Annotated in this window: 19 protein-coding genes; 12 read left to right on the forward strand and 7 right to left on the reverse strand. The window is 72.6% G+C overall.

Annotation, left to right across the window (positions count from 1 at the left end; genetic code table 11):
• Positions 1–66 precede the first annotated feature (66 nt).
• Positions 67–1,221 carry an ROK family transcriptional regulator gene (locus tag KSO98_RS09940; protein ID WP_225285313.1) on the reverse strand — a complete coding sequence of 385 codons (1,155 nt, stop codon included), beginning with the start codon at positions 1,219–1,221 and terminating at the stop codon, positions 67–69.
• Between the two features lie 134 nt (positions 1,222–1,355).
• Here KSO98_RS09940 and xylA point away from each other — a divergent pair, with 134 nt between their 5' ends.
• Positions 1,356–2,513, forward strand: coding sequence for a xylose isomerase (gene xylA / locus KSO98_RS09945; RefSeq protein ID WP_225285314.1), 1,158 nt, complete (start codon positions 1,356–1,358; stop codon positions 2,511–2,513).
• Positions 2,514–2,574: 61 nt separating this feature from the next.
• Positions 2,575–3,969, forward strand: coding sequence for a xylulokinase (gene xylB / locus KSO98_RS09950; protein ID WP_225285315.1), 1,395 nt, complete (start codon positions 2,575–2,577; stop codon positions 3,967–3,969).
• Positions 3,970–4,124: 155 nt separating this feature from the next.
• Here xylB and KSO98_RS09955 read toward each other — a convergent pair whose 3' ends face one another.
• Positions 4,125–4,583 carry a nuclear transport factor 2 family protein gene (locus KSO98_RS09955; RefSeq protein WP_225285316.1) on the reverse strand — a complete coding sequence of 153 codons (459 nt, stop codon included), beginning with the start codon at positions 4,581–4,583 and terminating at the stop codon, positions 4,125–4,127.
• Between the two features lie 520 nt (positions 4,584–5,103).
• Here KSO98_RS09955 and KSO98_RS09960 point away from each other — a divergent pair.
• Positions 5,104–6,942 carry a phosphoenolpyruvate carboxykinase (GTP) gene (locus tag KSO98_RS09960; protein WP_225285317.1) on the forward strand — a complete coding sequence of 613 codons (1,839 nt, stop codon included), beginning with the start codon at positions 5,104–5,106 and terminating at the stop codon, positions 6,940–6,942.
• 84 nt (positions 6,943–7,026) lie between these two features.
• Here the strand turns inward: KSO98_RS09960 and KSO98_RS09965 are convergent, their stop codons facing one another.
• Positions 7,027–7,734, reverse strand: coding sequence for a matrixin family metalloprotease (locus KSO98_RS09965; protein ID WP_225285318.1), 708 nt, complete (start codon positions 7,732–7,734; stop codon positions 7,027–7,029).
• Between the two features lie 134 nt (positions 7,735–7,868).
• On the opposite strand from KSO98_RS09965, the gene KSO98_RS09970 reads away from it, so the two are divergent.
• Complete coding sequence (locus KSO98_RS09970) at positions 7,869–8,756, forward strand: COG4705 family protein (protein WP_225285319.1); 888 nt, start codon at positions 7,869–7,871, stop codon at positions 8,754–8,756.
• Here KSO98_RS09970 and KSO98_RS09975 read toward each other — a convergent pair.
• Both KSO98_RS09975 and KSO98_RS09980 read right to left on the reverse strand, forming a co-directional pair.
• A complete protein-coding gene (locus KSO98_RS09975; protein WP_225285320.1) occupies positions 8,673–10,007 on the reverse strand; it encodes a sensor histidine kinase in 1,335 nt (444 codons plus the stop codon). The genes KSO98_RS09970 and KSO98_RS09975 overlap by 84 nt on opposite strands.
• Positions 10,008–10,033: 26 nt before the next feature.
• The gene (locus KSO98_RS09980; protein ID WP_225285321.1) at positions 10,034–10,699 is read right to left on the reverse strand and encodes a response regulator transcription factor; all 666 of its coding nucleotides are present in this window, start codon (positions 10,697–10,699) and stop codon (positions 10,034–10,036) included.
• A gap of 127 nt (positions 10,700–10,826) precedes the next feature.
• On the opposite strand from KSO98_RS09980, the gene KSO98_RS09985 reads away from it, so the two are divergent.
• Positions 10,827–11,264, forward strand: a complete 438-nt coding sequence (locus tag KSO98_RS09985) for a DUF805 domain-containing protein (RefSeq protein WP_225285322.1) — start codon at positions 10,827–10,829, stop codon at positions 11,262–11,264.
• Between the two features lie 70 nt (positions 11,265–11,334).
• Here the strand turns inward: KSO98_RS09985 and KSO98_RS09990 are convergent, their stop codons facing one another.
• Positions 11,335–12,387 carry an aldo/keto reductase gene (locus KSO98_RS09990; RefSeq protein ID WP_225285323.1) on the reverse strand — a complete coding sequence of 351 codons (1,053 nt, stop codon included), beginning with the start codon at positions 12,385–12,387 and terminating at the stop codon, positions 11,335–11,337.
• Positions 12,384–13,799, reverse strand: a complete 1,416-nt coding sequence (locus KSO98_RS09995; RefSeq protein ID WP_225285324.1) for an MFS transporter — start codon at positions 13,797–13,799, stop codon at positions 12,384–12,386. Before KSO98_RS09995 ends, KSO98_RS09990 begins: the two co-directional genes overlap by 4 nt.
• Positions 13,800–13,850: 51 nt before the next feature.
• Between KSO98_RS09995 and KSO98_RS10000 the strand changes: the two genes are divergently transcribed.
• From KSO98_RS10000 to KSO98_RS10030, 7 genes are all read left to right on the forward strand, one after another.
• Positions 13,851–14,327: a winged helix-turn-helix transcriptional regulator gene (locus KSO98_RS10000; protein WP_225285325.1), complete on the forward strand. Its 477-nt coding sequence runs from the start codon at positions 13,851–13,853 to the stop codon at positions 14,325–14,327.
• A 2-nt stretch (positions 14,328–14,329) separates the two neighbouring features.
• The gene (locus tag KSO98_RS10005; RefSeq protein ID WP_225285326.1) at positions 14,330–14,818 is read left to right on the forward strand and encodes a PGPGW domain-containing protein; all 489 of its coding nucleotides are present in this window, start codon (positions 14,330–14,332) and stop codon (positions 14,816–14,818) included.
• Positions 14,819–14,864: 46 nt separating this feature from the next.
• On the forward strand, positions 14,865–18,206 hold the full coding sequence (gene recC, locus KSO98_RS10010) for an exodeoxyribonuclease V subunit gamma (RefSeq protein WP_225285328.1): 3,342 nt from the start codon (positions 14,865–14,867) through the stop codon (positions 18,204–18,206).
• A complete protein-coding gene (locus KSO98_RS10015; RefSeq protein WP_225285329.1) occupies positions 18,206–21,463 on the forward strand; it encodes a UvrD-helicase domain-containing protein in 3,258 nt (1,085 codons plus the stop codon). Before recC ends, KSO98_RS10015 begins: the two co-directional genes overlap by 1 nt.
• The gene (gene recD / locus KSO98_RS10020) at positions 21,460–23,232 is read left to right on the forward strand and encodes an exodeoxyribonuclease V subunit alpha (RefSeq protein WP_225285331.1); all 1,773 of its coding nucleotides are present in this window, start codon (positions 21,460–21,462) and stop codon (positions 23,230–23,232) included. Before KSO98_RS10015 ends, recD begins: the two co-directional genes overlap by 4 nt.
• A gap of 29 nt (positions 23,233–23,261) precedes the next feature.
• On the forward strand, positions 23,262–23,876 hold the full coding sequence (locus tag KSO98_RS10025; protein WP_225285333.1) for an ACT domain-containing protein: 615 nt from the start codon (positions 23,262–23,264) through the stop codon (positions 23,874–23,876).
• 80 nt (positions 23,877–23,956) lie between these two features.
• Positions 23,957–25,198 carry a hypothetical protein gene (locus KSO98_RS10030; protein ID WP_225285334.1) on the forward strand — a complete coding sequence of 414 codons (1,242 nt, stop codon included), beginning with the start codon at positions 23,957–23,959 and terminating at the stop codon, positions 25,196–25,198.
• Position 25,199: the final 1 nt, after the last annotated feature.

The raw sequence follows: 25,199 nt of genomic DNA on the forward strand, positions 1-25,199 counted from the left end.
ACCGGATGGTCGATGCCGGCCTGCTGGGCAAGAAGTCCGGCCACGGCTTCTACCCCTACTGAGCGACTAGCCCTGGGCGCTGAGGAAGGTCGCCGGGTCGTCGATGACCCGGCGGATCACCGAGCCGGCAGCGCCCCGGACGGCGGCGTCGGCGCCGAGGCTGGAGACCAGCAGCTCGGGCCCGACGGCATGGGCCGCCAGCGAGTCCGCGACGGCCGGCGCGAGCCACGGGGCCAGCGCCGCGAAGACGCCGCCGAGCACCACCGCGTCCGGGTCGAGCAGGTTGGTCGCCGACGAGAGCGCGACCCCGACCAGGCGGCCCGCGTCGGCCACCGCGCCGAGAGCGGTGGGCTCGCCCGCGGCGCAGCGCCGCTCGAGCTCGCCGCGCGAGTCGACGCCGGCCGCCGCCAGGATCGCGTCCAGGCCGGCGAGCCTCTCGAGGCACCCACGGCCACCGCACGAGCAGGGCGGTCCGGCCGGGTCGACGACGACATGGCCGAGCTCGCCGGCGCGAGCGTGCGCACCACGGAAGAGCTCGCCGTCGACGACGATGCCGGCGCCGATGCCGATCTCGCCGGAGACGTGCACGAAGTCCCGCGGCACCTGCGCGCCGAACCAGAGCTCGCCGAGAGCGGCGAGGTTGGCCTCGTTCTCGATCGCGAGCCCGTACGCCGTCCGCGGTAGCGGCAGCTCCACCGGCACGTCGGCCCAGCCGAGGTTGGGCGCGCGGCTGATCGTGGTGCCGTCGGCCGCGCCGGGAACCGCGACGCAGGCGCCGGCCAGGGTCAGGCCCTGCTCGGCTGCGGCGGTGACGGCCTCCTGGGCGAGCCGGCCCAGCTCCTCGAGCACCTCCACCGGAGGGCGGCCGCGGTTGTCGCGGGTGACGACGTGGCGGTAGCGGACGGTGCCGCCGAGATCGACCATGAGCGCGGCGAGATAGTCGACGTTGAGCTCCAGGCCGAGACCCGCCGCCCCGCCACGATGCAGAGCGATCATCGCGCTCGGCCGCCCGCGGTCGCCGGCGCGGCCGGGCACCGCCTCGGTCTCCTCGACCAGGCCGGCGGTGACCAGGTCCGTGACGAGACCGGAGATCGACGACTTCGTGAGACCGGTCGCGGTGGCGGTCTGGACGCGGGTGATCGTCCCGGCGTCAGCGATGGCGCGCAGGACCAGGGCGAGGTTGCTCGCCCGCATCTGCGCGTGCTGTACCGGACCGGCCATGCCGGTGATTAGACCAAGACCTGAACACCTTGACAACTCTGCCGCGCCCGCTTGACATCACGCGGTGATGCGGGTTGGATCACACTAATAGTTCACAACCTGAACGAAATACTTCCCTGGAAAGGATGCGTGCGATGGGCGACTACAAGGCCACCCCCGCTGACAAGTTCACCTTCGGTCTGTGGACCGTCGGCTGGCAGGGCGTCGACGTCTTCGGTGGCGCGGTGCGTCCGCCGATGGAGACGGCTCACGCGGTGGGCAAGCTCGCCGAGCTCGGTGCGTACGGTGTGACGTTCCACGACAACGACGTCTTCGAGTTCGACGCCAGCGAGTCCGAGCGTCTCGCCAAGATCGACACGTTCCGCAAGGCCGTCGAGGCCAACGGCCTCAAGGTGCCGATGGTCACCACCAACACCTTCGGCCACCCGGTCTTCAAGGACGGCGGCTTCACCTCGAACGACCGCCGCGTGCGTCGCTTCGCGCTCGCCAAGATCGCCAAGAACATCGACCTCGCCGCCGAGCTCGGCGCCGAGACGTACGTGTTCTGGGGCGGCCGCGAGGGCGCGGAGAGCAACTTCGCCAAGAACGTCGGCGACGCGCTCGACCGCTTCCGCGAGGGCTTCAACACCCTGACGGCCTACGTCAAGGAGCAGGGCTACAACATCCGCTTCGCGATCGAGCCCAAGCCCAACGAGCCCCGTGGCGACATCCTCCTGCCGACGATCGGTCACGCCCTGGCGTTCATCGACACCCTCGACGACTCCGAGATGGTCGGCCTCAACCCGGAGACGGGCCACGAGGAGATGGCGGGCCTCAACTTCGCCGCCGGCATCGGCCAGGCGCTGTGGCACAAGAAGCTCTTCCACATCGACCTCAACGGCCAGCACGGTCCCCGCTTCGACCAGGACCTGCGCTTCGGCGCCGGCAACCTGCGTGGCGCGTTCAACCTGGTCGACCTGCTCGAGTCCAGCGGCTACGACGGCCCGCGTCACTTCGACTTCAAGCCGCCGCGGACCGAGGACGAGGAGGGCGTGTGGGCCTCCGCCGAGGGCGGTATCCGCAACTACCTCATCCTCAAGGAGCGCGCCGCCGCGTTCCGTGCCGACCCCGAGGTCCAGGCCGCCCTGCAGCGCTCGGGTCTCGACCAGCTGGCCGCCCCGACCCTGGCCGAGGGCGAGTCGCTGGCGACGGTGCGCGACGAGGAGTTCGACATCGACGCCATGGCCAGCCACGGCTTCGCCTTCGAGCAGCTCGACCAGCTCGCCATGGAGCACCTGCTCGGCGCTCGCTGAGCATCCGTCCCACCTGCTCCACCAGTTGCGCTGACTGACCGCTGACCGAAAGAGACCGCAGATGACGCTCGTCGCAGGAGTCGACTCCTCGACCCAGTCGTGCAAGATCGTCGTACGCGACGCCGAGACCGGGGCGCTCGTCCGCTCCGGCTCGGCGAAGCACCCCGACGGCACCGAGGTCCACCCCGACCACTGGTGGTCGGCCCTTCAGGAGGCCGCTACCGCGGCCGGTGGGCTCGACGACGTCGCTGCGATCTCGGTCGGCGGTCAGCAGCACGGGATGGTCTGCCTCGACCAGGCAGGCGATGTCGTACGGCCGGCCCTGCTGTGGAACGACACCCGTTCCGCGCAGGCCGCCACCGACCTCAACAACGAGCTGGGCAACAAGGCCTGGGCCGACGCGGTCGGCTCGGTCCTGGTCGCCAGCTTCACCATCACCAAGCTGCGCTGGTTGCGTGACAACGAGCCGGACAACGCGGCTCGCGTCGCCGCGGTCTGCCTCCCGCACGACTGGCTGACCTGGAAGCTGTCGGGCTCCACGGACATCAACGACCTGGTCACCGACCGCTCCGACGCGAGCGGCACCGGCTACTGGTCGGCCAAGGACGGGTACCGCCTCGACCTGCTCAAGCTGGCCTTCGGCCGCGACGACCTCGTCCTGCCGCGCGTGCTCGGCCCGGCCGAGTCGGGTCTCGCGACCCCGGCCGGCGCCATCCTCGGCGCCGGTGCCGGTGACAACGCGGGCTCGGCCCTCGGCCTCGGCGCCATCCCGGGCGACGTCGTCCTCTCCATCGGCACCTCCGGCGTCGCCTGCGCCGTCTCGGAGGTCCCCGCGGCTGACGTCACCGGCACGGTCGCCGGCTTCGCCGACGCCACCGGCCGGTCGCTGCCGCTGGTCGCGACCCTCAACGCCGCCCGTGTCCTGGCCTCGACCGCCGCGATGCTCGATGTCGATCTCGACAGGCTCGCCGAGCTGGCCCTCTCCGCGCCCTCCGGCGCCGACGGCCTCGTCCTGGTCCCGTTCCTCGAGGGCGAGCGCACCCCGAACCGTCCCCACGCCAAGGGCGCCTTCCACGGCCTGACGCTGCACACCATGACGCCGGCCCACGTCGCCCGCGCCGCGGTCGAAGGACTGCTGTGCGGTCTCGCCGACGGCATCGACGCCCTCGTCGCGCAGGGCGTCGACGTGAAGCGGATCCTGCTGGTCGGCGGCGGCGCCAAGTCCGCCGCGGTCCGCCAGATCGCCCCGATCGTTCTCGGCCGTCCGGTCGTCGTCCCGGAGCCGGGCGAGTACGTCGCCGACGGCGCCGCCCGCCAGGCCGCCTGGGCGCTCTCCGGCGACGCGGAGGCGCCGGTCTGGAACGCCGGCGGCGTCGAGACGTACGAGGCCCCGGTCGACCCGGCCGTCCGCGCTCGCTACGCCGAGGTCCGCGACCTGACCGAGGGTGTTGTCTGACCCGACCGATTCCTTCCTGGGACGGGCCCGTGTGCGCTGCACACGGGCCCGTTCGCATCTGGATCGCGGGTCGCTTCGAGGGGAGCGAGCGCAAGGCCCCCGCCCGTCCGCGAGCTGGGCATCCGGCAGGAGGCGCCGTGTGGCAATAGCAGCGGCTAGAGGCGCGGCGGCGCCTCGTAGGCGGTGCCCGTGGTGATCTTCAGCGACGCCACGTCACTGGTGCTCCACGACTTCTCGTACGTGCGGCGGTAGCCGGTGTGGACGATCCGCCACCCGTCGGGCGTCCGCACGCAGTGGTCCTCGTAGAACGCCGCGCCCTCGAGCGCGAAGCTCAGCTCCGGCGCGAGCACGGTGTCCTCGAGGTACCAGATCGCGGTCGCCTCGTCGCCGCTCACCTCGATCTCGGGGTGGTGGGCGGTGTGCATCGTGATCAGCCCGGGGCCGAGGTTGGCGCGCATGTAGCCGACCAGCTCGTCGCGCGATCCGAAGGCGAGTCCGGCGTAGTCGGCGGTGGCCTCCGGGACGAAGCACGCGGCGAACTCGTCCCACTGCTTGAGGTCCAGGGTGCGGAGGTAGCGGTACTTCAGGCGCTCCAGCGCGTAGCGGTCGTCCATGACCGGATCGTAGTTCAGAACGAGAACACGTTCTAGTATTGTGCGGGTCCGAATGACCGGTCCAGACCGATGCGGGACGGGTTCGCGATTCGGCTGCGGGGAGGTCGTTGAATGGTTCATGATGGTCCTGCTGGGGCGGAGGACCCGAGACCTTCGCCCCAGCACTCACGCCCGGATCGCGACCATCACCGAACCCCATCGGTACCCCACATTGGCCGCGCTCCGGGCGTGACTCCATTTCGAGGCTCCGCGCCACCAGGCCGGCCTCCCGCCGACCTCTCCGGACCCTCCTTCGCAACCACAAGCGCCCTCGCGAAAGCTCCTCGAGAAGGGCCCGCGAAGGACGCCTCTCGGCCTGCGGGAAACAGCCCTTTTGCCCCTCGAAAGTGGAAGTCAGATTTGGATCGATCCATTCGTCCAGAGGGTGACGCACGACTCATTCTGGGTAACAGGACGGCGGTCTGGAGGCCCATTTTCCTCCGGTAGCGTGCCTGCATCCTCGGCAAGAAGGGTTGCGGAAATGGTTGACGTTGAGAAGGTCCTCGACGATGCAGGACTCACGAACAAGCACGTGCGGGAGTACGTCGCTTACTGGGCCGGTATCACTGGTGCGGACGCCGTCGAGGTGGTCAGCGCGGAGGACGATGCCCGTCTGCTCGAGGAGTCCCTCGCTGCCGGTGAGATCCTTCCGGTGGAGGGCGGTCGGTACTACAGCCGCTCCTACTTCAAGGACACCGCGCGCACCGAGGAGCGCACGGTCGTCGCGACCTCGAACGAGGTCGACAAGGGCGCGTACAACAACTGGCGCCCCGCCGAGGAGACGGTCAGGACGCTCACCGAGCGCATGACCGGCGCCTCCCGGGGCAAGACGATGTACGTCATCCCCTACCTGATGGCGCCCCAGGGCAGCGCGCTGGAGAAGTACGCCGCCGGCGTGCAGCTCACCGACAGCCGCCCGGTCGTCAACCAGATGATCCGGATGGCCCGCGTGGGCATCAGCTACATCAACGAGCTGGCCGACCAGGACTCCTTCGTCCGCGCGGTCCACGTCGAGGGCGACCTGCCGAACCTGGGCCAGGGCACCCCGAACGACCAGCGGCTGTTCGCCACGGTCGCCGACCAGCGCACGATCCTGCACTTCGGCTCCTCGTACGGCGGCAACGCGCTGCTCGGCAAGATCGCCCACGGTCTGCGCCAGGCCTGTTACGACGGCTGGGCCTCCAAGGAGTTCCTCGCCGAGCAGTTCCTGCTGCTGGGGATCAAGGACAAGCAGACCGGCAAGACGTTCCACGTCGTCGGCGGCTTCCCGAGCGCCTCCGGCAAGACCAACCTCTCGATGACGCTGGCGCCCGACGTGCTCGGTGACCGCTACGAGGTCACCTTCTACGGCGACGACATCGCCTGGATGTGGGTCGACGAGGAGGGCAAGGTCCGGGCGTTCAACCCCGAGTACGGCGTCTTCGGCGTCGCCCGCGACACCAACGAGCAGACCAACCCGGGTGCCGTCGAGGCGATCCTGCCGGGCACCGGCGCCATCTTCACCAACGTCGCCTACAACGAGAAGACCCAGGACGTGTGGTGGGAGGGCAAGACCAAGCACCACCCCGACGACCTGGACGGCTGGCTGGACTGGAAGGGCGAGCGGATCGCCGACCGCGGTCCCGGCGAGCAGAGCGAGCCGTGGGCACACCCCAACAGCCGTTTCACCACGCCGATCGCGCACGTCCCCAACGCTGCTCCCGACTTCGACGACCCGGCCGGCGTCGTCGTCGACGCGATCATCTTCGGTGGCCGCACGCGTGACCGCGAGCCCCTGGTCCGGGCGATCACCGACATCGCCGAGGGCGTCTACGACGGCATGACCCTCGGTGCGGAGGCGACGTTCGCCGCCGACGGTCTCGACGGCCAGCTCCGCTACGACCCCATGTCGATGCGTCCCTTCATGGCGTACGAGGAGGGCGACTACGCGCAGCACTGGCTGAACATCATCGGCAAGGCCACCCAGCCGCCGATCTTCGCCCACGTCAACTGGTTCCAGCGCGACCCGAAGGATGGCCACTTCCTCTGGAACGGCTTCCGCGACAACGTGCGGGCCCTGCTGTGGCTGCAGCAGTACCAGGCCGGCGAGGTCGAGGGTGTGGTGTCGCCCGTCGGCGTCCTGCCGAAGGCCGAGGAGCTCAACCTCGAGGGCATGTCCTTCCGGGACGGCGATCTCGAGAAGCTGCTCTCCATCGACGTCGAGCGCTGGCGTCAGGAGATGGGCTTCCGCGAGGAGCACCTCAAGCAGTTCCGCCTGCCCGAGGAGATCTGGGAGGCGCACCGTCGCGTCGCCAAGGCCCTGGATGAGGCTGCCGGCTGATCGCCGTCCCCTGCTTGTCACCGAAGCCCTGACCGCCCCCGCGGTCAGGGCTTCGGCGTTCGTGGGCCCGCCTGGGGGCGGGCGTCAGCAGCTCGTACGGCTGCTGAGATCGTGCAGGCCGGCGCGGTCGCCGGGCCCGAGGTGGGGCCGCGACCAGTTGCCGAGCCCCTCGTACATGACGTTGGCCTTGGACTCGCTGTGGCCGAGGCCCATCGCGTGCCCGAGCTCGTGCAGCAGCAGGCTCTGCAGGGTGGCGCCGTTCTTGCCGATCGCGGTGCTGAGGTGCGCGCTCTTGTCGATCACGACGCCCGCGCTCTCGACGCGCCACTGCGTGCCGATCCGGCTGTACGAGGTGCCGGGGCCGCCCAGGCCGATCACGTTGCCGGCCAGCCGCGGCACCACCGAGGACGTCGTCCAGGCGACGTAGAGCGCGTCGTCGGGCACCTGCTCGATCGTGCTGCGGCCCTTGCGGAACGGCACCACGCTGGTGGAGCCGGCGTAGCGGAAGGTGAAGCCGGTCGCGTCGGCGATCTGGCGGAGCGCGGCACGCAGGACCGTGAGGTTGCGGCGCGGAGTGCCGGCGAGATTCACCCGGTACGGGATCGCCTCGCAGCCGTCCCATCGGAACGGGAACGACGGGTCCTCCAGCGTCCACGACGAGGCCCGGCTCGAGACCGGCGCGCTCGTCGCCTTCGCAGCCCTGGGCTTCGTGGCATGGGCGGGGGCCAGCGGGGCGGCGGTCAGGACCACAGCGCTGGCGACGGAGGCGAGGAGTCGTACGGAGTGCTTCATGGCGATCGCCGTATTGATCGGCGGGAGTTGCCCTGGGGTGAGGACTAGTCATCACCCTGGTCGTGCGCCGGGAGTGCCCCGGCCCGGGCCGCTGGTCAGGTGGGGGTCAGCAGGACCTCCCTACCGTCGGGGCCATGACAGCCACAGCTCCCGTCCGTACCCGGACCTTCGCTGCGCCCAAGGTCCCCGAGGTCTTCGTGATCTTCTGGGTGATCAAGCTGCTCACCACCGGTATCGGCGAGACCGCCTCCGACTTCATGGGGACCCACAGCCTGGTCGCGGCGGGCGTCGTCGGTGTCGGCGGCTTCTTCGCCGCGCTGATCTGGCAGCTGCGCTCCGACAGCTACCACCCGGTGCGCTACTGGGTGACCGTCCTGTTCGTCGCCGTCTTCGGCACGATGATCGCCGACGGACCGCACGTCGCGCTCGGCACGCCCTACTACGTCGACTCGGCGATCTACCTCGTCCTGCTCGCGGGCCTGCTCCTGTGGTGGTACCGCTCGGAGGGCACCCTCGACATCCACTCGATCACGACCGGCCGGCGCGAGCGGTTCTACTGGGGCACCGTGCTGATGACCTTCGGTCTCGGCACCGCGCTGGGCGACACCACCGCGTCCAACCTGCACCTCGGCTACGGCTGGTCCGTCGTCATCTTCGGCGCCCTCATCGTGGTCCCGCTGATCGGCTGGCGTCTCGGCGCCAACGCGGTGCTCTGCTTCTGGGCGTCGTACTCGCTCACCCGTCCGCTCGGCGCCTCGATCGCCGACGGCCTCGCCGTCAGCCACGCGCACGGCGGCCTCGGCTGGACCACGGGCACCGTGACCGCGCTCGGGCTGGTGCTCTTCGCCCTGCTGCTCGGCTACGTGGTGGTCACCGAGCGCCTCGCCGGGCGGGTCAGCGCCGGCCGGGTGCCGGTGCCGGACATCTCGGCGGCGGCCTCAGCGGCGCGGCAGGCTCACCACGAAGGCGGCCCCGGTCGTCACGCCCACCTCGGCGTCGATCTGGACCTCGCCTCCGAGTGAGCTCGCCACCCGGCGAGCGATCCCCAGCCCGAGCCCGGTGCTTCCCGACGAGGAGGTGCCGGGCTCGAACACGCTGTCGCGGATCTCGGGGTCCAGGCCGGGACCGTCGTCGGCGACGACCAGCTCGATCCGGTCGGGGGTGACCCGAGCGGAGAGCGTGACGGTGCTGTCGGCGTACCGTACGGCGTTCTCGACGAGCGGGGAGACGGTGCGCACCACGAGCTCGACCGGTGCGGCGACCGGGACGGTGACCGCGGAGGCCTCGTCGACGAGCCGGAGCCCCTCGGGCACGAGCGGACGGACCGCATCCACGACCGCGGCGATCGGGGTGCTGGCCTTCCCACGCTCGCTGCGCTCGCGCGCCAGCTCGAGCAGGGTGGTGATCGCGGTGCCCATCCGGCGGGCGGCGGCGGCGATCTCCTCGAGGTCCTCGCGGGCGGACGCGTCCTCCACGCCGCGCATGAGCGCCAGGTCGGCCGAGCCCTGGATCGCCGTCAGCGGGGTGCGCAGCTCGTGGGCCAACTCGGCGGTCAGGCGCTGCTCGGCGCGGATCGCAGCGGCGACCCGATCGAGGAGGTGGTCGAGGGTCTGGCCGAGACGGCTCAGCTCGTTGTCGGGCGGCCCCAGGTCGAAGCGGTGCGAGAGGTCGTGCTCGGACCAGTCGTCGGCGCGCTCGGCCATCTGCTGCACCGGCTCGAGCGCCTGGCGGGTGACGCGGAACGCGATGCCGGCGGCGGTCGCCACCACCAGGGTGCCGAGCACGATCATCGCGATCAGGGTCTCGAGCTCGGCTCGCTCGTACGGGTCGGAGTCCTCGATCACGACGGCGACACCGCGCTCACCGAGCTCGGTGCGGAACGGGACCGCGCGCAGGTTGAGGGTGTCGCCGACGTGGCCGTCCTGCTGGGCGTCGGTGCGCAGCGCCTCGGCGGCGAGCCGGCGCGCCGCCGAGGCGGCGGAGCGCTGGATGCTGCCGCCGACCGGGTCGCCGTGGGAGTCGTAGATCTTGCTGAGGGGGTCGAGCTCGTCCCACGACTGGTCGGTGAGCGGCTCGTCGGTCGTCCGCGCCACCGCGAGCACCGCGTGGGTGCGCTCGTCGAGGGCCCGCCGGACGTCGTTGCCGGCGTTCCACTGCAGGACCGCCTGCGTGCCCGCCGTCAGCACGACCATCACGAACGCCATCAGCAGGATCGTCGAGGCGACGATCTGCGCACGGAAGCCGCGGGGCCGCAGGCGGAGCATGCCGCTCATTCAAGCGCCTCGCTGCTCGGAGTGGGTCACTTGAGGGTGAAGCCGACCCCTCGGACGGTCTTCAGCTCGACCGGCGAGCCGACCTCGGTGAGCTTGCGGCGCAGCCGGGCGGCATAGGAGTCGATGGTGTTCTCGCTGACGATCGCACCGTCCGGCCAGGCGGCCGCGACGACCGTACGGCGGCGCACGACCTCGCCCGGACGGCTGGTGATGGCGGCGAGCATCCGGAACTCCGTGGGCGTCAGCATGACCTCCTTGTCCTGGCACACGATCGCGTGCCGGGCGGGGTCGAGGACCAGGTCGGTGGGGTTGCGGGGCTGGACGAGGCGGCCGCGGCGGGCGAGCGCGTCGACGCGGGCCGCGAGCTCCTTCACGTCGAACGGCTTGGCCAGGTAGTCATCCGCGCCGGCCGCGAAGCCGGCGACCTTGTCGTGCAGCTGGCCGAGCGCGGTCAGGAAGAGGACCGGCGAGACCTGACCGCCGCTGCGCAGCGCCTGGCAGACGTCGCGGCCGTCGGCGTCAGGCAGGCCGATGTCGAGGATGACGACGTCGAGCTCGTCGTCGTCGCGGAAGAGCCGGATCGCCTCGGCTCCGGTGTGGGCGGCGACCGTCTCGTGTCCGGAGAGTCGCAGGGATTCGGTGACGATCCGTCGGATCGTCGGGTCGTCCTCACAGATGCCTACGCGTGCCATGGTCCCATTGTGTGACCGCACCCTGGGGAAAACCTGACTGGAGAATCTCGCGTCGGTTGCGCGCACGGGCGCGTACTCGGCGCTAGCGTGCAGATGTCCGAACAGCCTCGGTCCGCAGGAGGACCCCATGTCGTACGAGCCCTATCCGCCGCCGCCCCCGGAGCCGTACGGGTATGGTGCGCCGATCCCGTCAGGCGACCCCACCGTCGCGCCGCTGCGCGGCGCCACGCCCCAGCAGGCCGCCGAGCGCTTCTTCAAGCGCTACGCGCTCTTCCGCGGTCGCGCCAGCCGCTCGGAGTTCTGGTGGTGGGAGCTGATCGCCTTCTGCATCGCGATCGTGCTCGCGATCGTCGCGGCCGTCATCGGCACCGGGATCCTCACGGACCTGTGGGGCCTGGCGACGATCTGCCCCTCGCTCGCGCTCGGCGCCCGCCGGCTGCACGACACCAACCGCTCCGGCTGGTGGCAGCTGCTGGTCCTCATCCCGATCGTGGGCTGGATCATCCTGATCGTGTGGTGGGCCTCGATGGAGAAGCCCGAGGGCGCGCGCTACGACGCCGCCTGAACCCGATGGTCCGGGACGAACTGGTGGGGTCACAGGACCCTGAGACAACCCTTTCGTCCCGGACCATCTCTTAGTTGCGCAGGTCGTTGACGTCGCCGCGCTCGCGCTTGTGGACGTCGACGCCGGAGGCCTCGCAGAGCCGGTCGATCGTGGCCAGCTCGTCGGCGGTGAAGTCGCGGGCCCGGAGGGCGCCGACCGAGTCGTTGACCTGCTGGGCCGAGGAGGCGCCGATGACCAGCGAGGTCATCCGCGGGTCGCGCAGCGCCCAGGCCAGCGCCATCTGCGCGAGCGTCTGACCGCGGCCCTCGGCGAGCTCGTGGAGGCCGCGTACGGACGCCATCAGCTCCGGGGTGAGGCGGTCCTCGCTGAGGAAGACGCCCTTGGTCGCGCGGCTGCCCTTGGGCACGCCGCCGAGGTAGCGGTTGGTCAGGATGCCCTGGTGCAGCGGACTGAACGCGATGCAGCCGACCCCCTCGTCCTCGAGCGCGTCGAGCAGGCCGTCGGTCTCGGTCCAGCGGTTGAGCATCGAGTACGACGGCTGGTGGATCGCCAGCGGCGTGCCGAGCTCGCGCAGGATCGCGGCGGCCTCGCGGCTGCGCTCGGGAGTGTACGAGGAGATGCCGACGTAGAGCGCCTTGCCACTGCGGACGATCGCGTCCAGGGCGGTCATCGTCTCCTCGAGCGGGGTCTCCGCGTCGGGGCGGTGGTGGTAGTAGATGTCGACGTAGTCGAGGCCCATCCGCTGCAGCGACTGGTCGAGGCTCGAGACGAGGTACTTCCGCGAGCCGCTGGGCTTCCCGTACGGGCCGGGCCACATGTCCCACCCGGCCTTGGTCGCGATCACCAGCTCGTCGCGCAGCCCCCGGAACGTGCTCCGCAGGTGGCGGCCGAAGTTGATCTCGGCGGAGCCGCGCTCGGGCCCGTAGTTGTTGGCCAGGTCGAAGTGGGTGATGCCCGCGTTGAAGGCCGCCTGGAGGATCTGCTCCTGGCGCTCGAAGGCCGTGTCGTCGCCGAAGTTGTGCCACAGGCCCAGGCTGAGGGCCGGCAGGAGGAGGCCCGTGCGGCCGGTGCGGTGGTAGGGCATCCGGCCGTCGTAGCGCTCGGGATCGGGGGTGTACGTCATGCCTTCACGGTAGTGGCCTCGCTCTCACGGACCGGGCGGGGGCGTCGTACGGCCTCCATCGCGAGGGCGGCGACCGCGGCCGTGAGCGATGCGATCGCCATGAAGACCCAGACGCGCTGGAAGTGGGCGAGGTCGGGCAGGCCGGTGCCGAGGAGGCCGACCATCACCGAGATGCCGAGGACCAGGCCGACCTGTCGCCCCATGTTGACCACGCCGGAGCCGGTGGCGGCCTGGTGCGGCGGCAGGCTCGAGGTCGCGGCGGCCATCAGCTGGGGGAGGGCGAGGCCGACGCCGATGCCGCCGATGATCCACGGGCCGAGCATCTCGCTGACGTAGGCGGGGTGGGTGCCGGTGGCGAGCGCCTGCCAGAGACCGGAGACGGCGAAGAGGGTGGTGCCGATCGCGATCTGCGCACCCGAGGAGAGCCGGGGCAGGAAGCGGGTCGCCAGGATCGAGGTGATCGGCACGAAGGCCGGTCCGACCGCGACGGCGAAGCCGGTGCGCAGCGCCGAGTAGTCCCAGTGCTCCTGCATCCACAGGATCCGGCTGAGCAGGCCGACGCCGAACGCGATGTTGAAGACGAGCTGGCTGATGTTGGCCCAGGCGAAGGCCGGGATCCGGAGCAGCTCGGGGTCGATCACCGGGGCGTGGTGGTGGCTGATGCGATGCGCGAGGGCGGCGGTCCCGGCGAGCGCGATGCCCCAGGCCGCGAGGACGCCGGCCGAGGTCCAGCCCCAGTCGTTGCCCTGGACGATGCCGAGCACCAGTGCGGCGATGGCGAGCGCGAGGATGAGGCCGCCGAGGAGGTCGGGTCGCGGGGCGTCCTGGTTGTGGCGTACGTCCGGGACGACGCGGATCGCAGCGACGACCAGGCCGATGCCGAGCGGGACGTTGATCCAGAAGGCGGTCTGCCACGAGATCTGGACGAGGCCTCCGCCGACCGCCGGCCCGAACGCTGCGGCGACCGCGCCGGTCATCGCGAAGAGCCGCGCGCCGGCCGCTCGCTTCTCGGGCGGGAGTGTGGCGAGCAGCAGGCCGAGGGAGGCGGGCGTCATCAGCGCGGCGCCGACCGCCTGCAGGACGCGGGCCGAGACGAGCCACCAGACACCGGGCGCCAGCCCGCACAGCAGGCTGGCGAGGGTGAAGAGCGCGGTGCCGGCGACGAAGCCCTGCTTGCGGCCGTAGCGGTCGGTGAGCCGGCCGGCGGGGACCAGGAGGGCGGCGTAGACGACGGCGTAGGCGTTGAGGATCCAGCTGAGCCGGCCGAGCGAGGCGGTGCCGAAGTCGCGACCGATCTCGTCGAAGGCGACGTTGACGATGAAGAGGTCGAGGCTGGCGAGGAAGGCCGCGCCGGTGAGGATGCCGATCGCCGCGCGCTGATGCCGCACTCGGGGCTGGCTCGTGGACTCCATAGCCAGCAATCTAGCGGGCTGGCTTTGGAAGAGGCAAGGTAGGATGCTCCCATGACTCTTCAGCTCGCCGGGGCCCTCGCGGAGCGGACGGTGCCGCTCGGCGACCACTGCCCGATCGACCGCACCATGCAGCTGGTCGGCAACCGCACCGCCGTCCTGCTCCTGCGCGAGGCGTTCTACGGGGCGACGCGCTTCGACGACATGGTGCGGCGGGTGGGCGTCACCGAGGCGGTCGCCTCCCAGCGGCTGCGCGAGCTCGTCGCGGCCGGTGTCCTGGAGAAGTCGCCGTACCGCGAGCCCGGTCAGCGCACCCGGTACGAGTACGTGCTCACCGACGCCGGCCACGAGCTGCTTCCCGTCCTGATGGCGCTGACGGCCTGGGGCAAGGCGCACATCCCCGGCGGCGGCCCGACGCTGAGCCACGCCGGGTGTGGTGAGCCGGTGGAGGTCGCGCTGCGCTGCGCCGCCGGCCACGAGGTGCCGGAGAACGAGGTTCTCGTGACTGGGAGACGTCTGGCACGCTCGTAGTTGTGAGCAGGTTGCGTCGGCTGGTCCTCGAGGTCATCGGCTGGATCCTGGTCGTGCTCGGGCTCGCCGCCCTCGTGCTGCCCGGCCCCGGGCTGCTGCTCCTCGTGCTCGGCGTCGCGCTGCTCTCGCGGGAGTACGAGTGGGCGCGCCGGCGGCTGGCGCCGCTGCGGCTGCGGGCCGTACGGGCGGCGGCCGACGGTGTGGAGAGCCCGCTCCAGCTCACGATGTCCCTGCTCGCGATGCTCGGGCTGGTGGCGGCCGGGGTGCTGTGGATCGTGGATCCCGCGCCGCCGGGCTGGTGGCCGCTGGCGGACTCGCTGTGGCTGATCGGCGGCTGGGAGACCGGCGTGACGCTGGAGATCTCCGCGGCGATCGCCTTCGCGCTGCTGGCGCTCAGCTATCGCCGGTTCCACGGCCATCCGGAGGCGCGCGAGGCGGTCGAGCGCGAGATCGAGGAGGCCGACCGGGCGGACGAGCAACCGGCCGGCTGAGCCGGGCCCTCGGCGAAGTGTCGGGGGTCACTTGTAGGTTGCCGCTGTGGCTGTCCGGCTCCATCGCGCGACGCGCACCGACCAGCTCGCCGACGCTCTCGGCGAGCTGCTCGCCGTGCCGCTCGCCGATCCGTTCGCCACGGAGGTCGTGGTGGTGCCGGCCAAGGGCGTGGAGCGATGGCTCTCCCAGCGCCTCTCCCACCTGCTCGGCGCGGCTCCGGGGCGCGAGGACGGCATCTGTGCGGGCGTCGAGTTCCGCTCGCCCTGGTCGCTGTTCGGCGCGCTGCGCGCGGACGACGACGATCCCTGGTCGCCCGACGCGCTGACCTGGCCGCTGTTGGGCGTCATCGACGACGCGATCGAGCAGCCGTGGGCCGCTGTGCTGGCCCGGCACCTGGGCCACGGCCTCCCCGCCGAGGAGGCCGACCTGCGGGCAGGCCGCCGCCTGGCCACGGCTCGGCGACTGGCCCGGCTCTTCTCCTCGTACGCCGTGCAGCGACCCGCCCTGCTCGCCGCCTGGGCCGACTCCCCGGGCGACCTGACCGCGCTTCCCGCGGATCTGGCCTGGCAGCCGGAGCTGTGGCGCCGGCTCGTCGCCGCGGTCGGCGGACCCGATCCGGTCGAGCGGCAGCGCGCGACGGTGGCATCGCTGCGCTCCGAGCCCGGCGCCTTCGATCTGCCCGAGCGGCTCTCGCTCTTCGGGCACACCCGGCTCCCGAGCACCGAGATCGAGCTGCTGGCCGCCCTCGGCGAGCACCGCGACGTGCATCTGTGGCTGCCGCATCCGTCGCCGGCGCTCTGGGACGCCCTCGGCGATGTCGAGGGTGGTGCCGTGCTGCGCCGTGAGGACCGGTCGGTCGAGCGCGTGGCGCACCCGTTGCTGGCCACACTCGGTCGTGACACCCGCGAGCTGCAGCGCTCGCTGGCCGCGATCCCGCTCGTCGACGAGCCGGTGAGCGCCGCGCTCGAGGCGCCCGCGACGCTGCTCGGGTGGCTGCAGGGCGACCTGCGCGCCAACGCCGTGGGTGATCGCCGGGCTCGGACGGTGGCCGAGCACGATCGCTCGGTGCAGGTGCACGCCTGCCACGGCCCTGCGCGGCAGGTCGAGGTGCTGCGCGAGGTCCTGCTCGGCCTGCTCTCGGACGACCCCACCCTCGAGCCGCGCGACGTGCTGGTGATGTGCCCCGACGTCGAGACGTACGCGCCCCTGATCGAGGCCTGCTTCGGGCTCGCCGACGTCGTCGGCCCGGCCGGGCACCCCGCGCACCGGCTGCGGGTCCGGCTCGCCGACCGGGCGCTCGATCGCACCAACCCACTGCTCGACCTGGCCACCCGGCTGCTCGACCTGGCCGGCGGTCGCGCCGGGGTCGGTGACGTGCTCGACCTGGCCCACCTGGAGCCGGTGCGGCGCCGCTTCCGGTTCCGCGAGGACGACCTCCAGCAGCTCGGCGACTGGGCTCGCGAGGCAGGCGTGCGGTGGGGCTTCGACGCCGCGCACCGCAGCGAGTTCGGGCTGCAGGACTACGTCGCCAACACCTGGGAGTTCGGGCTCGACCGGCTGCTCGCCGGCGTGACCATGTCCGAGGACGCCGGCACCTGGCTCGACCGCACCCTGCCGCTGGACGACGTCGGCAGCGGCGACATCGACCTGGTCGGCCGGCTGACCGAGTTCGTCGACCGCGTCCGCGAGGCCACCGACCGGCTCGTCGGCACCCACCCGCTCGAGGAGTGGTTGAGCGCGCTCGGCGAGGGGATCGCGGTGCTGACCGACGTCCCCGCCACCGAGGGATGGCAGAGCGGGCAGGTCCAGCGGCTGCTCGGCCAGGTCCGCGAGACCGCGGCCGACCGCTCCGACGTCGCCCTCCGCCTGCCCGACGTCCGGGCGCTGCTCGGCGACCGGCTGGAGGGCCGCCCGACCCGCGCCAACTTCCGCACCGGCACCCTGACAGTCGCGACACTGGTGCCGATGCGCTCCGTGCCCCACCGCGTCGTGTGCCTCCTCGGCCTCGACGACGGGGTGTTCCCGCGCTCGGGCATCACCGACGGCGACGACGTGCTCGCCCGCGACCCGCTCACCGGCGAGCGCGACCCCCGCAGCGAGGACAGGCAGCTCTTCCTCGACGCGATCCTCGCCGCCACCGAGACCCTGGTCGTCACCTACTCCGGCGCCGGCGAGTACACCGGACAGCCCAAGCCGCCGGCCGTGCCGCTGGGCGAGCTCCTCGACGCCCTCGACACGACCGCCACGGCAGCCCGCGGTGACTCGGTGTCGGATCAGGTGAGCGTGCATCACCCGCTACAGCCGTTCGACGCCCGTAACCTGATCGCCGGCGAGCTCGTGCCCCAGCGCGCCTTCACCTTCGACCGGGCCGCACTGGCCGGGGCGACCGCGGCCCGCGTCCAGCAGCCCGTCGCGCCGTTCCTGCCCGGCCCGCTGGTGCCCGCCGCGCCGGACGACGTGGTCCTGGAGGACCTGCTCGCCTTCTGGAAGAGCCCGGTCCGGGCCTTCCTGCGCGACCGGCTCGACCTGGCGATCCCACGTGAGGAGGAGCTCCTCGACGACGGCATGCCGGTCGAGATCGACAACCTCCTGCAGTGGGGCGTCGGCGAGCGCGTGCTCCACGACCTGCTCGGCGGCCTCGACGTCGAGACCGCCCGCCAGCACGAGTGGCGTCGGGGCGTCCTGCCACCCGGCTTCCTCGGCTGGCGCGTCCTCGCCGACCTCATCGGCAAGGCCGAGCCCCTGGCGCGTCAGGCGCTCACGCTGCGCACCCGGCCCGCCACCGCCGTCGACATCGACGTCGACCTCGGCGACGGGAGGCGGCTGCGCGGCACGGTCCCGCAGGTCTACGGCGACCGGCTCGTCCCGGTCTCGTTCAGCCGGCTCGGCGCCACCCATCGGCTGCAGTCCTGGATCCAGCTCCTCGCGCTCGCCGCCTCGGACGAGGACCGGGCGTGGAGCGCGCACACCATCGGGCGACCGACGAACAGTCGCTCCCGCGTCCCGTACGGGCACTCGCAGCTGGGGCCGTTGGATCACCGCGCGGCCGCGCTGCTGCGCGATCTGGTGGCGCTGCGCGACGCCGGGCTGACCGAGCCGCTGCCCTTCCCGCTCAAGTCGTCGCTCACCTACGCGCGCCAGCGCCGCACCCACGGCACCAGCGACGAGGCCGTCGACAAGGCCGGCTGGGACTGGCGCGACGGCAGGTTCCCCGGGGAGTGCAGCGACGCCGAGCAGGTCCGCACGTGGGGCGCGAAGGCGCCGATCCCGGGTCTGAGCCAGGCGCCGCTGAGCGGCGAGGCCTTCGACGGCGAGACCCATCGCTTCGGAGCCCTGGCGATGCGGGTCTGGAGCCCCCTCCTGGTCGCCGAGCAGGGGAGCTGGTGATGACCGACCTCCACACCTTCGACGTCTGCGGCCCGCTGCCGACCGGCACGACCCTGCTCGAGGCGAGCGCCGGCACCGGCAAGACCTTCACGGTCGCGGCGCTCGTCACCCGCTACGTCGCCGAGGGCCACGCGACCCTGGACCAGCTGCTCGTCATCACCTTCGGCCGGGCGGCCAGCCAGGAGCTGCGCGACCGCGTCCGCGGCCAGCTGGTCGAGGCGCACCAGGCCCTGGTCTCCGGGGAGGCCGGCGACAGCGACCTCCTGGGCTGCCTGCTCGACGGCGACGACGAGGAGCGGGAGCGGCGTCGGGTGCGGCTGCGCGACGCCGTCGCGGACTTCGACGCCGCGACGATCGCCACCACCCACCAGTTCTGCCAGCTCGTGCTGCGCTCGCTCGGCGTGGCCGGCGACAGCGATGCCGGCGCGACCCTGGTCGAGTCGCTCGACGAGTTCGTGGTCGAGGTCGTCGACGACCTCTACCTCTCCCGCTTCGGCAGGTTGCGCGAGCGGCCGCCGTTCGGCCGCGACGAGGCACTGGCGCTGGCCCGCAAGGTAGTGGGCGATCCGCAGGCCGTGCTCGCGCCGGCCACCGCGGAGACCGGGGCCGCCCGGGTCGACTTCGCCGCCGCGGTGCGCGCCGAGGTGGAGCGTCGCAAGCGCCGCCTCGGGATCCTCTCGTACGACGACCTGCTCAGCCGGCTCGCGGCTGCGCTCGAGGACGCCGACTCGCCGGCCCGCGCCCGGATGCGGGAGCGGTGGCGGATCGTCCTGGTCGACGAGTTCCAGGACACCGACCCGGTGCAGTGGCAGGTGCTGTCGCGCGCGTTCGGCGCCGACGGCGAGGGCCGCGCGATGGTGCTGATCGGCGACCCCAAGCAGGCCATCTACGCCTTCCGCGGCGGCGACGTCGCGACCTACCTCGCCGCCGCCCGTACCGCCACGACGACCGCCACGCTCGGCACCAACTGGCGCAGCGATGCCGACCTCCTGGCCCCGCTGCAGACCGTGCTGGGCGGTGCCGCGCTGGGCGACCCGGCGATCGTGGTGCACGACGTCCAGGCCCGCCATCCCGGCACCCGGCTGGCCGGGGCGCCCCACGGCGAGCCCTTCCGGATCCGGCGGGTGCCGCGCCGGGGCTTCCGGCTCAAGCGCGGGCAGATCGCGGCGGCCGAGGCGCGGGCGTTCATCGCCGGCGACCTGGCCGGTGACGTCGCTGAGCTGCTCGGCTCCGAGGCCACCTGGTGCGACCGGCGGGTCCGGGCCGGCGACCTGGCCGTCCTCGTCGCGACCCGTGACCAGGGCACCCTCGTCCAGCAGGCCCTGCACGCCCGCGGGATCCCCGCGGTCGTCCAGGGCGGAGGCGACGTCTTCCTCACCCCGGCCGGCGACGACTGGCTCGCGCTGCTGACCGCCCTCGAGTCCCCGCACCGCTCAGCGCTGGTCCGGGCCGCCGCGCTCACCGCGTTCCTCGGGCACGACGTGGCCGCGCTCGACGCCGGCGGTGAGGCGCTCACCGCCGCGGTCGCCGACACGTTGCGCGGCTGGGCGCTCCTGCTCCGCAACCGCGGCGTCGCGGCCCTCCTCGAGGCCGCGGAGGAGCGTGGCCTCACCGCCCGGGTGCTCGGCCAGGTCGACGGCGAGCGGCTCCTCACCGATCTGCGTCACCTGGGCCAGTTGCTGCACGACACCGCCTTGCGCGAGCGCCTCGGGCTGACCGCGCTGCTGACGTGGTTCCGCGAGGAGCGCAGCCGCGCCGGCTCCGGTGACCGGCCCCGTCGGCTCGACTCCGACGCCGCTGCGGTCCAGATCGTGACCGTCCACGCCTCCAAGGGCCTCGAATACCCCATCGTCTACCTCCCCTTCGCCTACCAGCGCTTCGAGTTCGACGTGGACGTCGCGCTCTTCCACGACGCCGACGGCACCCGCACGCTCGACGTCACCGGCCGGCACAGCGCCGAGCACCGCGCCGAGGAGTCCGGCGAGGACCTGCGCCGTCTCTACGTCGCCGCCACCCGTGCCCAGTCCCAGCTCGTCGCCTGGTGGGCACCGACCGCCAACACCGGCATCGGCGGCCTGCACCGGATCCTCTTCGGTCGCCAGCCCGGCACCCGCGACGTGCCGGCGCTGCAGGAGGTCGGCGACGACGACTACGCCGAGCGCGTCCTGGGCCTCATCGAACGGCTCGGCGGGCCGCACGCCGAGGTCGCCGACGTGTCGGCGGCGACGCCGCCCGAGGACTCCGGGGCTCCTGCGGCTCTTACCGTGCGCACCTTCGACCGTACGGTCGACGCCGACTGGCGGCGCACCTCCTACTCCGCGCTCATCCGCGTCGAGGAGGGCGCGCACGTCACCTCCGAGCCCGAGGAGACCGGCACCGACGACGAGCCGGCCGCCGACGACGCCCTCGTCGTGGTGGCGACCGACGAAGCGGGTGAGGCGCAGGACGAGGTGATCTCGCCGATGGCCGAGCTGCCTGCCGGCGCCGACTTCGGCACCCTGGTCCACGCGGTCCTGGAGCACGCCGACCCCGAGGCGGGCGACCTCGAGGCCGAGCTGCGCCGCCACGTCGTCGAGCAGCTCCGCTTCGCGCCGGTCGGCGTCGACCCCGGTGAGCTCGCCGCCGCCCTCGTGCCCCTGCACCACACCCCACTCGGCCCGCTCGCACCCGGCATCACCCTGGGCGCGATCCCGCTGCGCGACCGGCTGCGCGAGCTCGACTTCGAGCTGCCGCTGACCGGCGGCGACACCCGGTCGCCTGGTCGCCCGGAGGTCCTGCTGCGCGACGTCGCCCCGCTGCTCCGCACGCATCTTCCGGCCGACGACCCGCTCGCTCCCTACGCGGAGCGACTCGAGCGCCCGCTGCTCGGCGACCAGCCCCTGAAGGGCTACCTCTCCGGCTCCGTCGATGCCGTGCTGCGCCTCCCGGACGGCCGCTTCCTGATCGTCGACTACAAGACCAACTTCCTGGGCACCGCCGCCGCCGACTACACCGATCTCGCGGCCGCGATGCTGCACTCGCACTATCCGCTGCAGGCGCTGCTCTACGGCGTCGTCGTCCACCGCTACCTGCGCTGGCGCCTGCCCGGCTACGACCCCGCGACCCACCTCGGTGGCGTGCTCTACCTCTACGTCCGCGGCATGTGCGGCCCCCAGACGCCGCTCGTCGACGGCCACCCCGCCGGGGTCTTCTCCTGGCAGCCGCCGGCGAGCCTGGTCACCGCCCTCTCGGACCTGCTGGACGGAGGCGCCGCATGATCGAGCGCTGGACCGACGAGATCACCGACCCCGCCGACGCGCGGTTCGCGCGAGCCGCGACCGGGATGCTGGGCGCGTTCAACGCCGCCGGCATCCTCACCGCCGCCGACGTGCACGTCGCCTCTCGTACGGCCGCGCTCGTGGGCGGCGTCGATGAGGACGTCCAGCTCGCAGTGGCGCTCGCCGTACGCGCGGCGCGGGCCGGCTCCGTCTGCGTCGACCTCGCCGACCTCATGGCCACCGAGCCGGACCTCGGCGCCGGCCTCGCCTGGCCCCGCCCCGGCTGGTTGGAGCGCGTCCGGACGAGCCCGCTGGCCGACGCCTCCGTGATCCGGATCGAGGGCGACCTGCTCTACCTCGACCGGTACTGGCGCGAGGAGGGTCAGGTCCGCGACGACCTGCTCGCCCGCGAGGCCAGCATCGCGCCGTTCGTCGACCCGGCCCTGCTCACGGAGCAGGCCGAGCGGCTCTTCCCGGGAGACGGCTACGCCGAGCAGCGCGCGGCCGCGATCGCCGCCGCCAGGCAGTGGACGACCGTCCTCACCGGTGGCCCCGGCACGGGCAAGACCACCACCGTGGCCGGCCTGCTCGCCCTCATCGCCGCGGACGCCGCCGCCCGCGGGACGCGGCTGCGCATCGCCCTCACCGCCCCCACCGGCAAGGCCGCCGCCCGACTGCAGGAGGCGGTCGAGGAGGCCCAGCGTGATGAGCGGTTCACCGACGAGGACCGCCAGCGGCTCGCCGGGCTCAACGCCTCGACGATGCACCGTCTGCTCGGCTGGCGGCCCGGGTCCTCGACCCGCTTCGCCCACCACCGGGGCAACCGGCTGCCGCACGACGTGATCGTCGTCGACGAGACGTCGATGGTCTCGCTCACGATGATGGCCCGGCTGCTCGAGGCCGTCCGCACCGACACCCGGCTGATCCTGGTCGGCGACCCCGACCAGCTCGCCTCGGTCGAGGCGGGGGCCGTCCTCGCGGACCTGGTCGCCGGCCTGACCGCACGCGGCTCGAGCGCCGTGGCGGCACTGCGCACCAGCCATCGCTTCGGCGAGGGGATCGGCGAGCTCGCCGCGGCGTTGCGTGACGGCGACCCCGGCAGGGTGCTGGCCCTCCTCGACGCCGGCGGCCCGACGCTGCGACGCATCGACCCCGACGACGACGCCGCGATGGCCGGGCTCCGGGCCCGCCTGACCAGCCACGCCGTCGAGCTCCGCGACCGCGCGCTGGCCGGCGACGTGGCCGGCGCCCTCGGCGAGGCCGACAGCCACCGCCTGCTCTGCGCCCACCGCGACGGCCCCTGGGGCGTCCAGCACTGGAACCGTCAGGTCGACCACGCGCTCGCCGAGCGCGCCGGCACCTGGCTCGGTGACTGGTACGCGGGCCGCCCCGTGCTCATCACCGCCAACGACTACAGCGTCGGCCTCTTCAACGGCGACACCGGGGTCACCGTCGCCGGTCCGGACGGCGCGCTCGCCGTCCAGATCGCCGGCGGCTCCTCGTACGCGACCTCGCGACTGGGTGACGTCGAGACGCTGCACGCGATGACGGTGCACAAGAGCCAGGGCAGCCAGGCCCGCGAGATCAGCGTGCTGCTGCCGCCCGCCGACTCGCCGCTGCTCACCCGCGAGCTCTTCTACACCGCCGTCACCCGTGCCCAGGAGAGGGTCACCGTGATCGGCACCCGTGAGGCGGTCATCGCAGCCGTCCAGCAGCGCGCCCAGCGGGCGACGGGGCTGCGTGACCGACTGTTGACGTCTGAAACGTGAAGGAGACATCTCCCCGCTAGAGTCAAGGGATGCCGTACCTGCTCCGCGTCCAGATCCCCGATATCCCGGGGTCCCTCGGTCGCCTGGCCAGTGCCATCGGTGAGGCCGGCGGTGACATCGAGGCGATCGAGATCGTGGAGAAGAACCACGACGGCACCGCCATCGACGACGTCCTCCTCGAGATGGCCCCCAACGCGATGCCGGACTCGGTGGTGTCGGCCTGCAACGCGCTCAGCGACGTGCACGTCATCTGGTGCAGTCGCTACCACGCCGGTGGCAACCTCTTCCTCGACCTCGAGGCCGTCGAGGACCTCACCGAGGCGCCCGCCGAGGCGCTCGACCGGCTGGTCGACGTGCTGCCCCAGACGTTCCGCGCCGACTGGGCGGTGCGCGTCCACCGCGTCACCGGGCGCGGCAAGGCCACCTCGGGTGCCCCCGAGGATCTGCCGTTCGTCGAGATCGAGCGGACCGCCCGCCTCGACGTGAGTGGCGGCGAGGACGACGAGACCGTCTACGCCGGTGCCCGCATCGACGGCAACGAGGTGGTCGTGATCGGCCGCCGCGGCGGCCCCGACTTCCTCGACTCCGAGCTCGCCCGGCTCGGCCATCTCGTCGGCCTGGCCGGCTCGATCGCCCGCGAGTGACGCTGCCCGCCTGACCTCGGAGTGCCCCGCGGACCGCCCCGACCACTCAGGTCGCGCAGTCGATGGCCGATGCTCGCGATATGAGCATTCCTGCGCTCGGAGGGGGCGGCGCCCAACAGGCGATCCAGCGCGCCCTGCGTGACGCGGAGCGCGCGCTCGCCGAGGAGCTCGGCGGGACCGACGGCGAGAACGCGGCCACCACCGCCGCCCGAGCCGGTGCCGGCGGCACCGTCAACCGGGCTGCACGCCGCCGGACGGCGGGGCCCACCGCTGACACCTCGGCGCGTGGCAAGGACGAGGCGATCGTCGTCGAGCTCGGCGAGCGCGAGAAGCCCGAGGACCTCAAGGCCGTCGGCGGCTGGATCACCACGAAGCGCACCTTGGAGACCAAGGGGACGCCTGATCCCAAGCTGTTCGACGCCGCCGACATCAAGGAGGGCGCCGAGGAGGCGACGGTCGACGGCCGTCCGGCCGCCGTCCGCGTCACGCCCCAGCCCGGCCAGCCGGCGGTCGCGGCGGCCCAGGGCGGTCTGCCGCTCCCAGGCGAGCCGCTCGCTGAGGGCACGACAGCACAGCCGACCGCCGTACCCGCCGACGAGGCCGAGGAGGCGGCGCCCGACGCCTCCGCCCAGGCCCCGGCTGCCCGCCCGCAGCGCGAGGCCTCGAGTCTCGACCGGATGATCGTCGTGCTGAAGAAGACGGGCATCGACTTCCGCGACGCCTACCAGGTGCTCCGCGAGATCAACACCGGCGTCAAGCTGCCGCCGAAGGCGGAGCTCCAGGCCCGCTGGGCGCTGGCCGATCCCGATGCCTGGGAGGCGAAGGCCCGTACGGAGCAGGCACCGCGCCCGGGCGCGGACGCCGCGGTCGACGAGCACAAGCCCGAGCCGGCGGTTGCGCGCGGGGCGGCGGACGCCGATCTGCGCAAGACGGCGGTCGACGACGTCATCCGCGACCGCGACTGGCACCGCGCCAACCCCGACGGCGCCGGCCGCGCCGGCAACGGCCTCAGCGTGCGCGAAGACGACAACCGGCCGACGCTGCAGAGCGTCGTACGTCACGACCAGACCAACCAGGCCTACGTCGCCGGGCTGAGCACCGCCGAGTTCCAGCGACTCGTCACCGTGTTGGGCAAGGCCGCACCCGAGTGGTTCTGGGACCTGCGCAGCCACGGCGGTCTGCGCGGCTTCGCCGAGCGTCCGGTCGTGGCCAGGCTCAACACCATCCGCATCGCGGGCACCCGCCTGGGCGCCTGGCTCGTCGCCGTGGCCGGCTCCGGGACGCTGTGGTACGTCGGCGTCCACACCGGCAGCTGGTGGTAGG

Source organism: Nocardioides nematodiphilus, assembly GCF_020216525.1.
Taxonomy (GTDB): Bacteria; Actinomycetota; Actinomycetes; order Propionibacteriales; family Nocardioidaceae; genus Nocardioides; species Nocardioides nematodiphilus.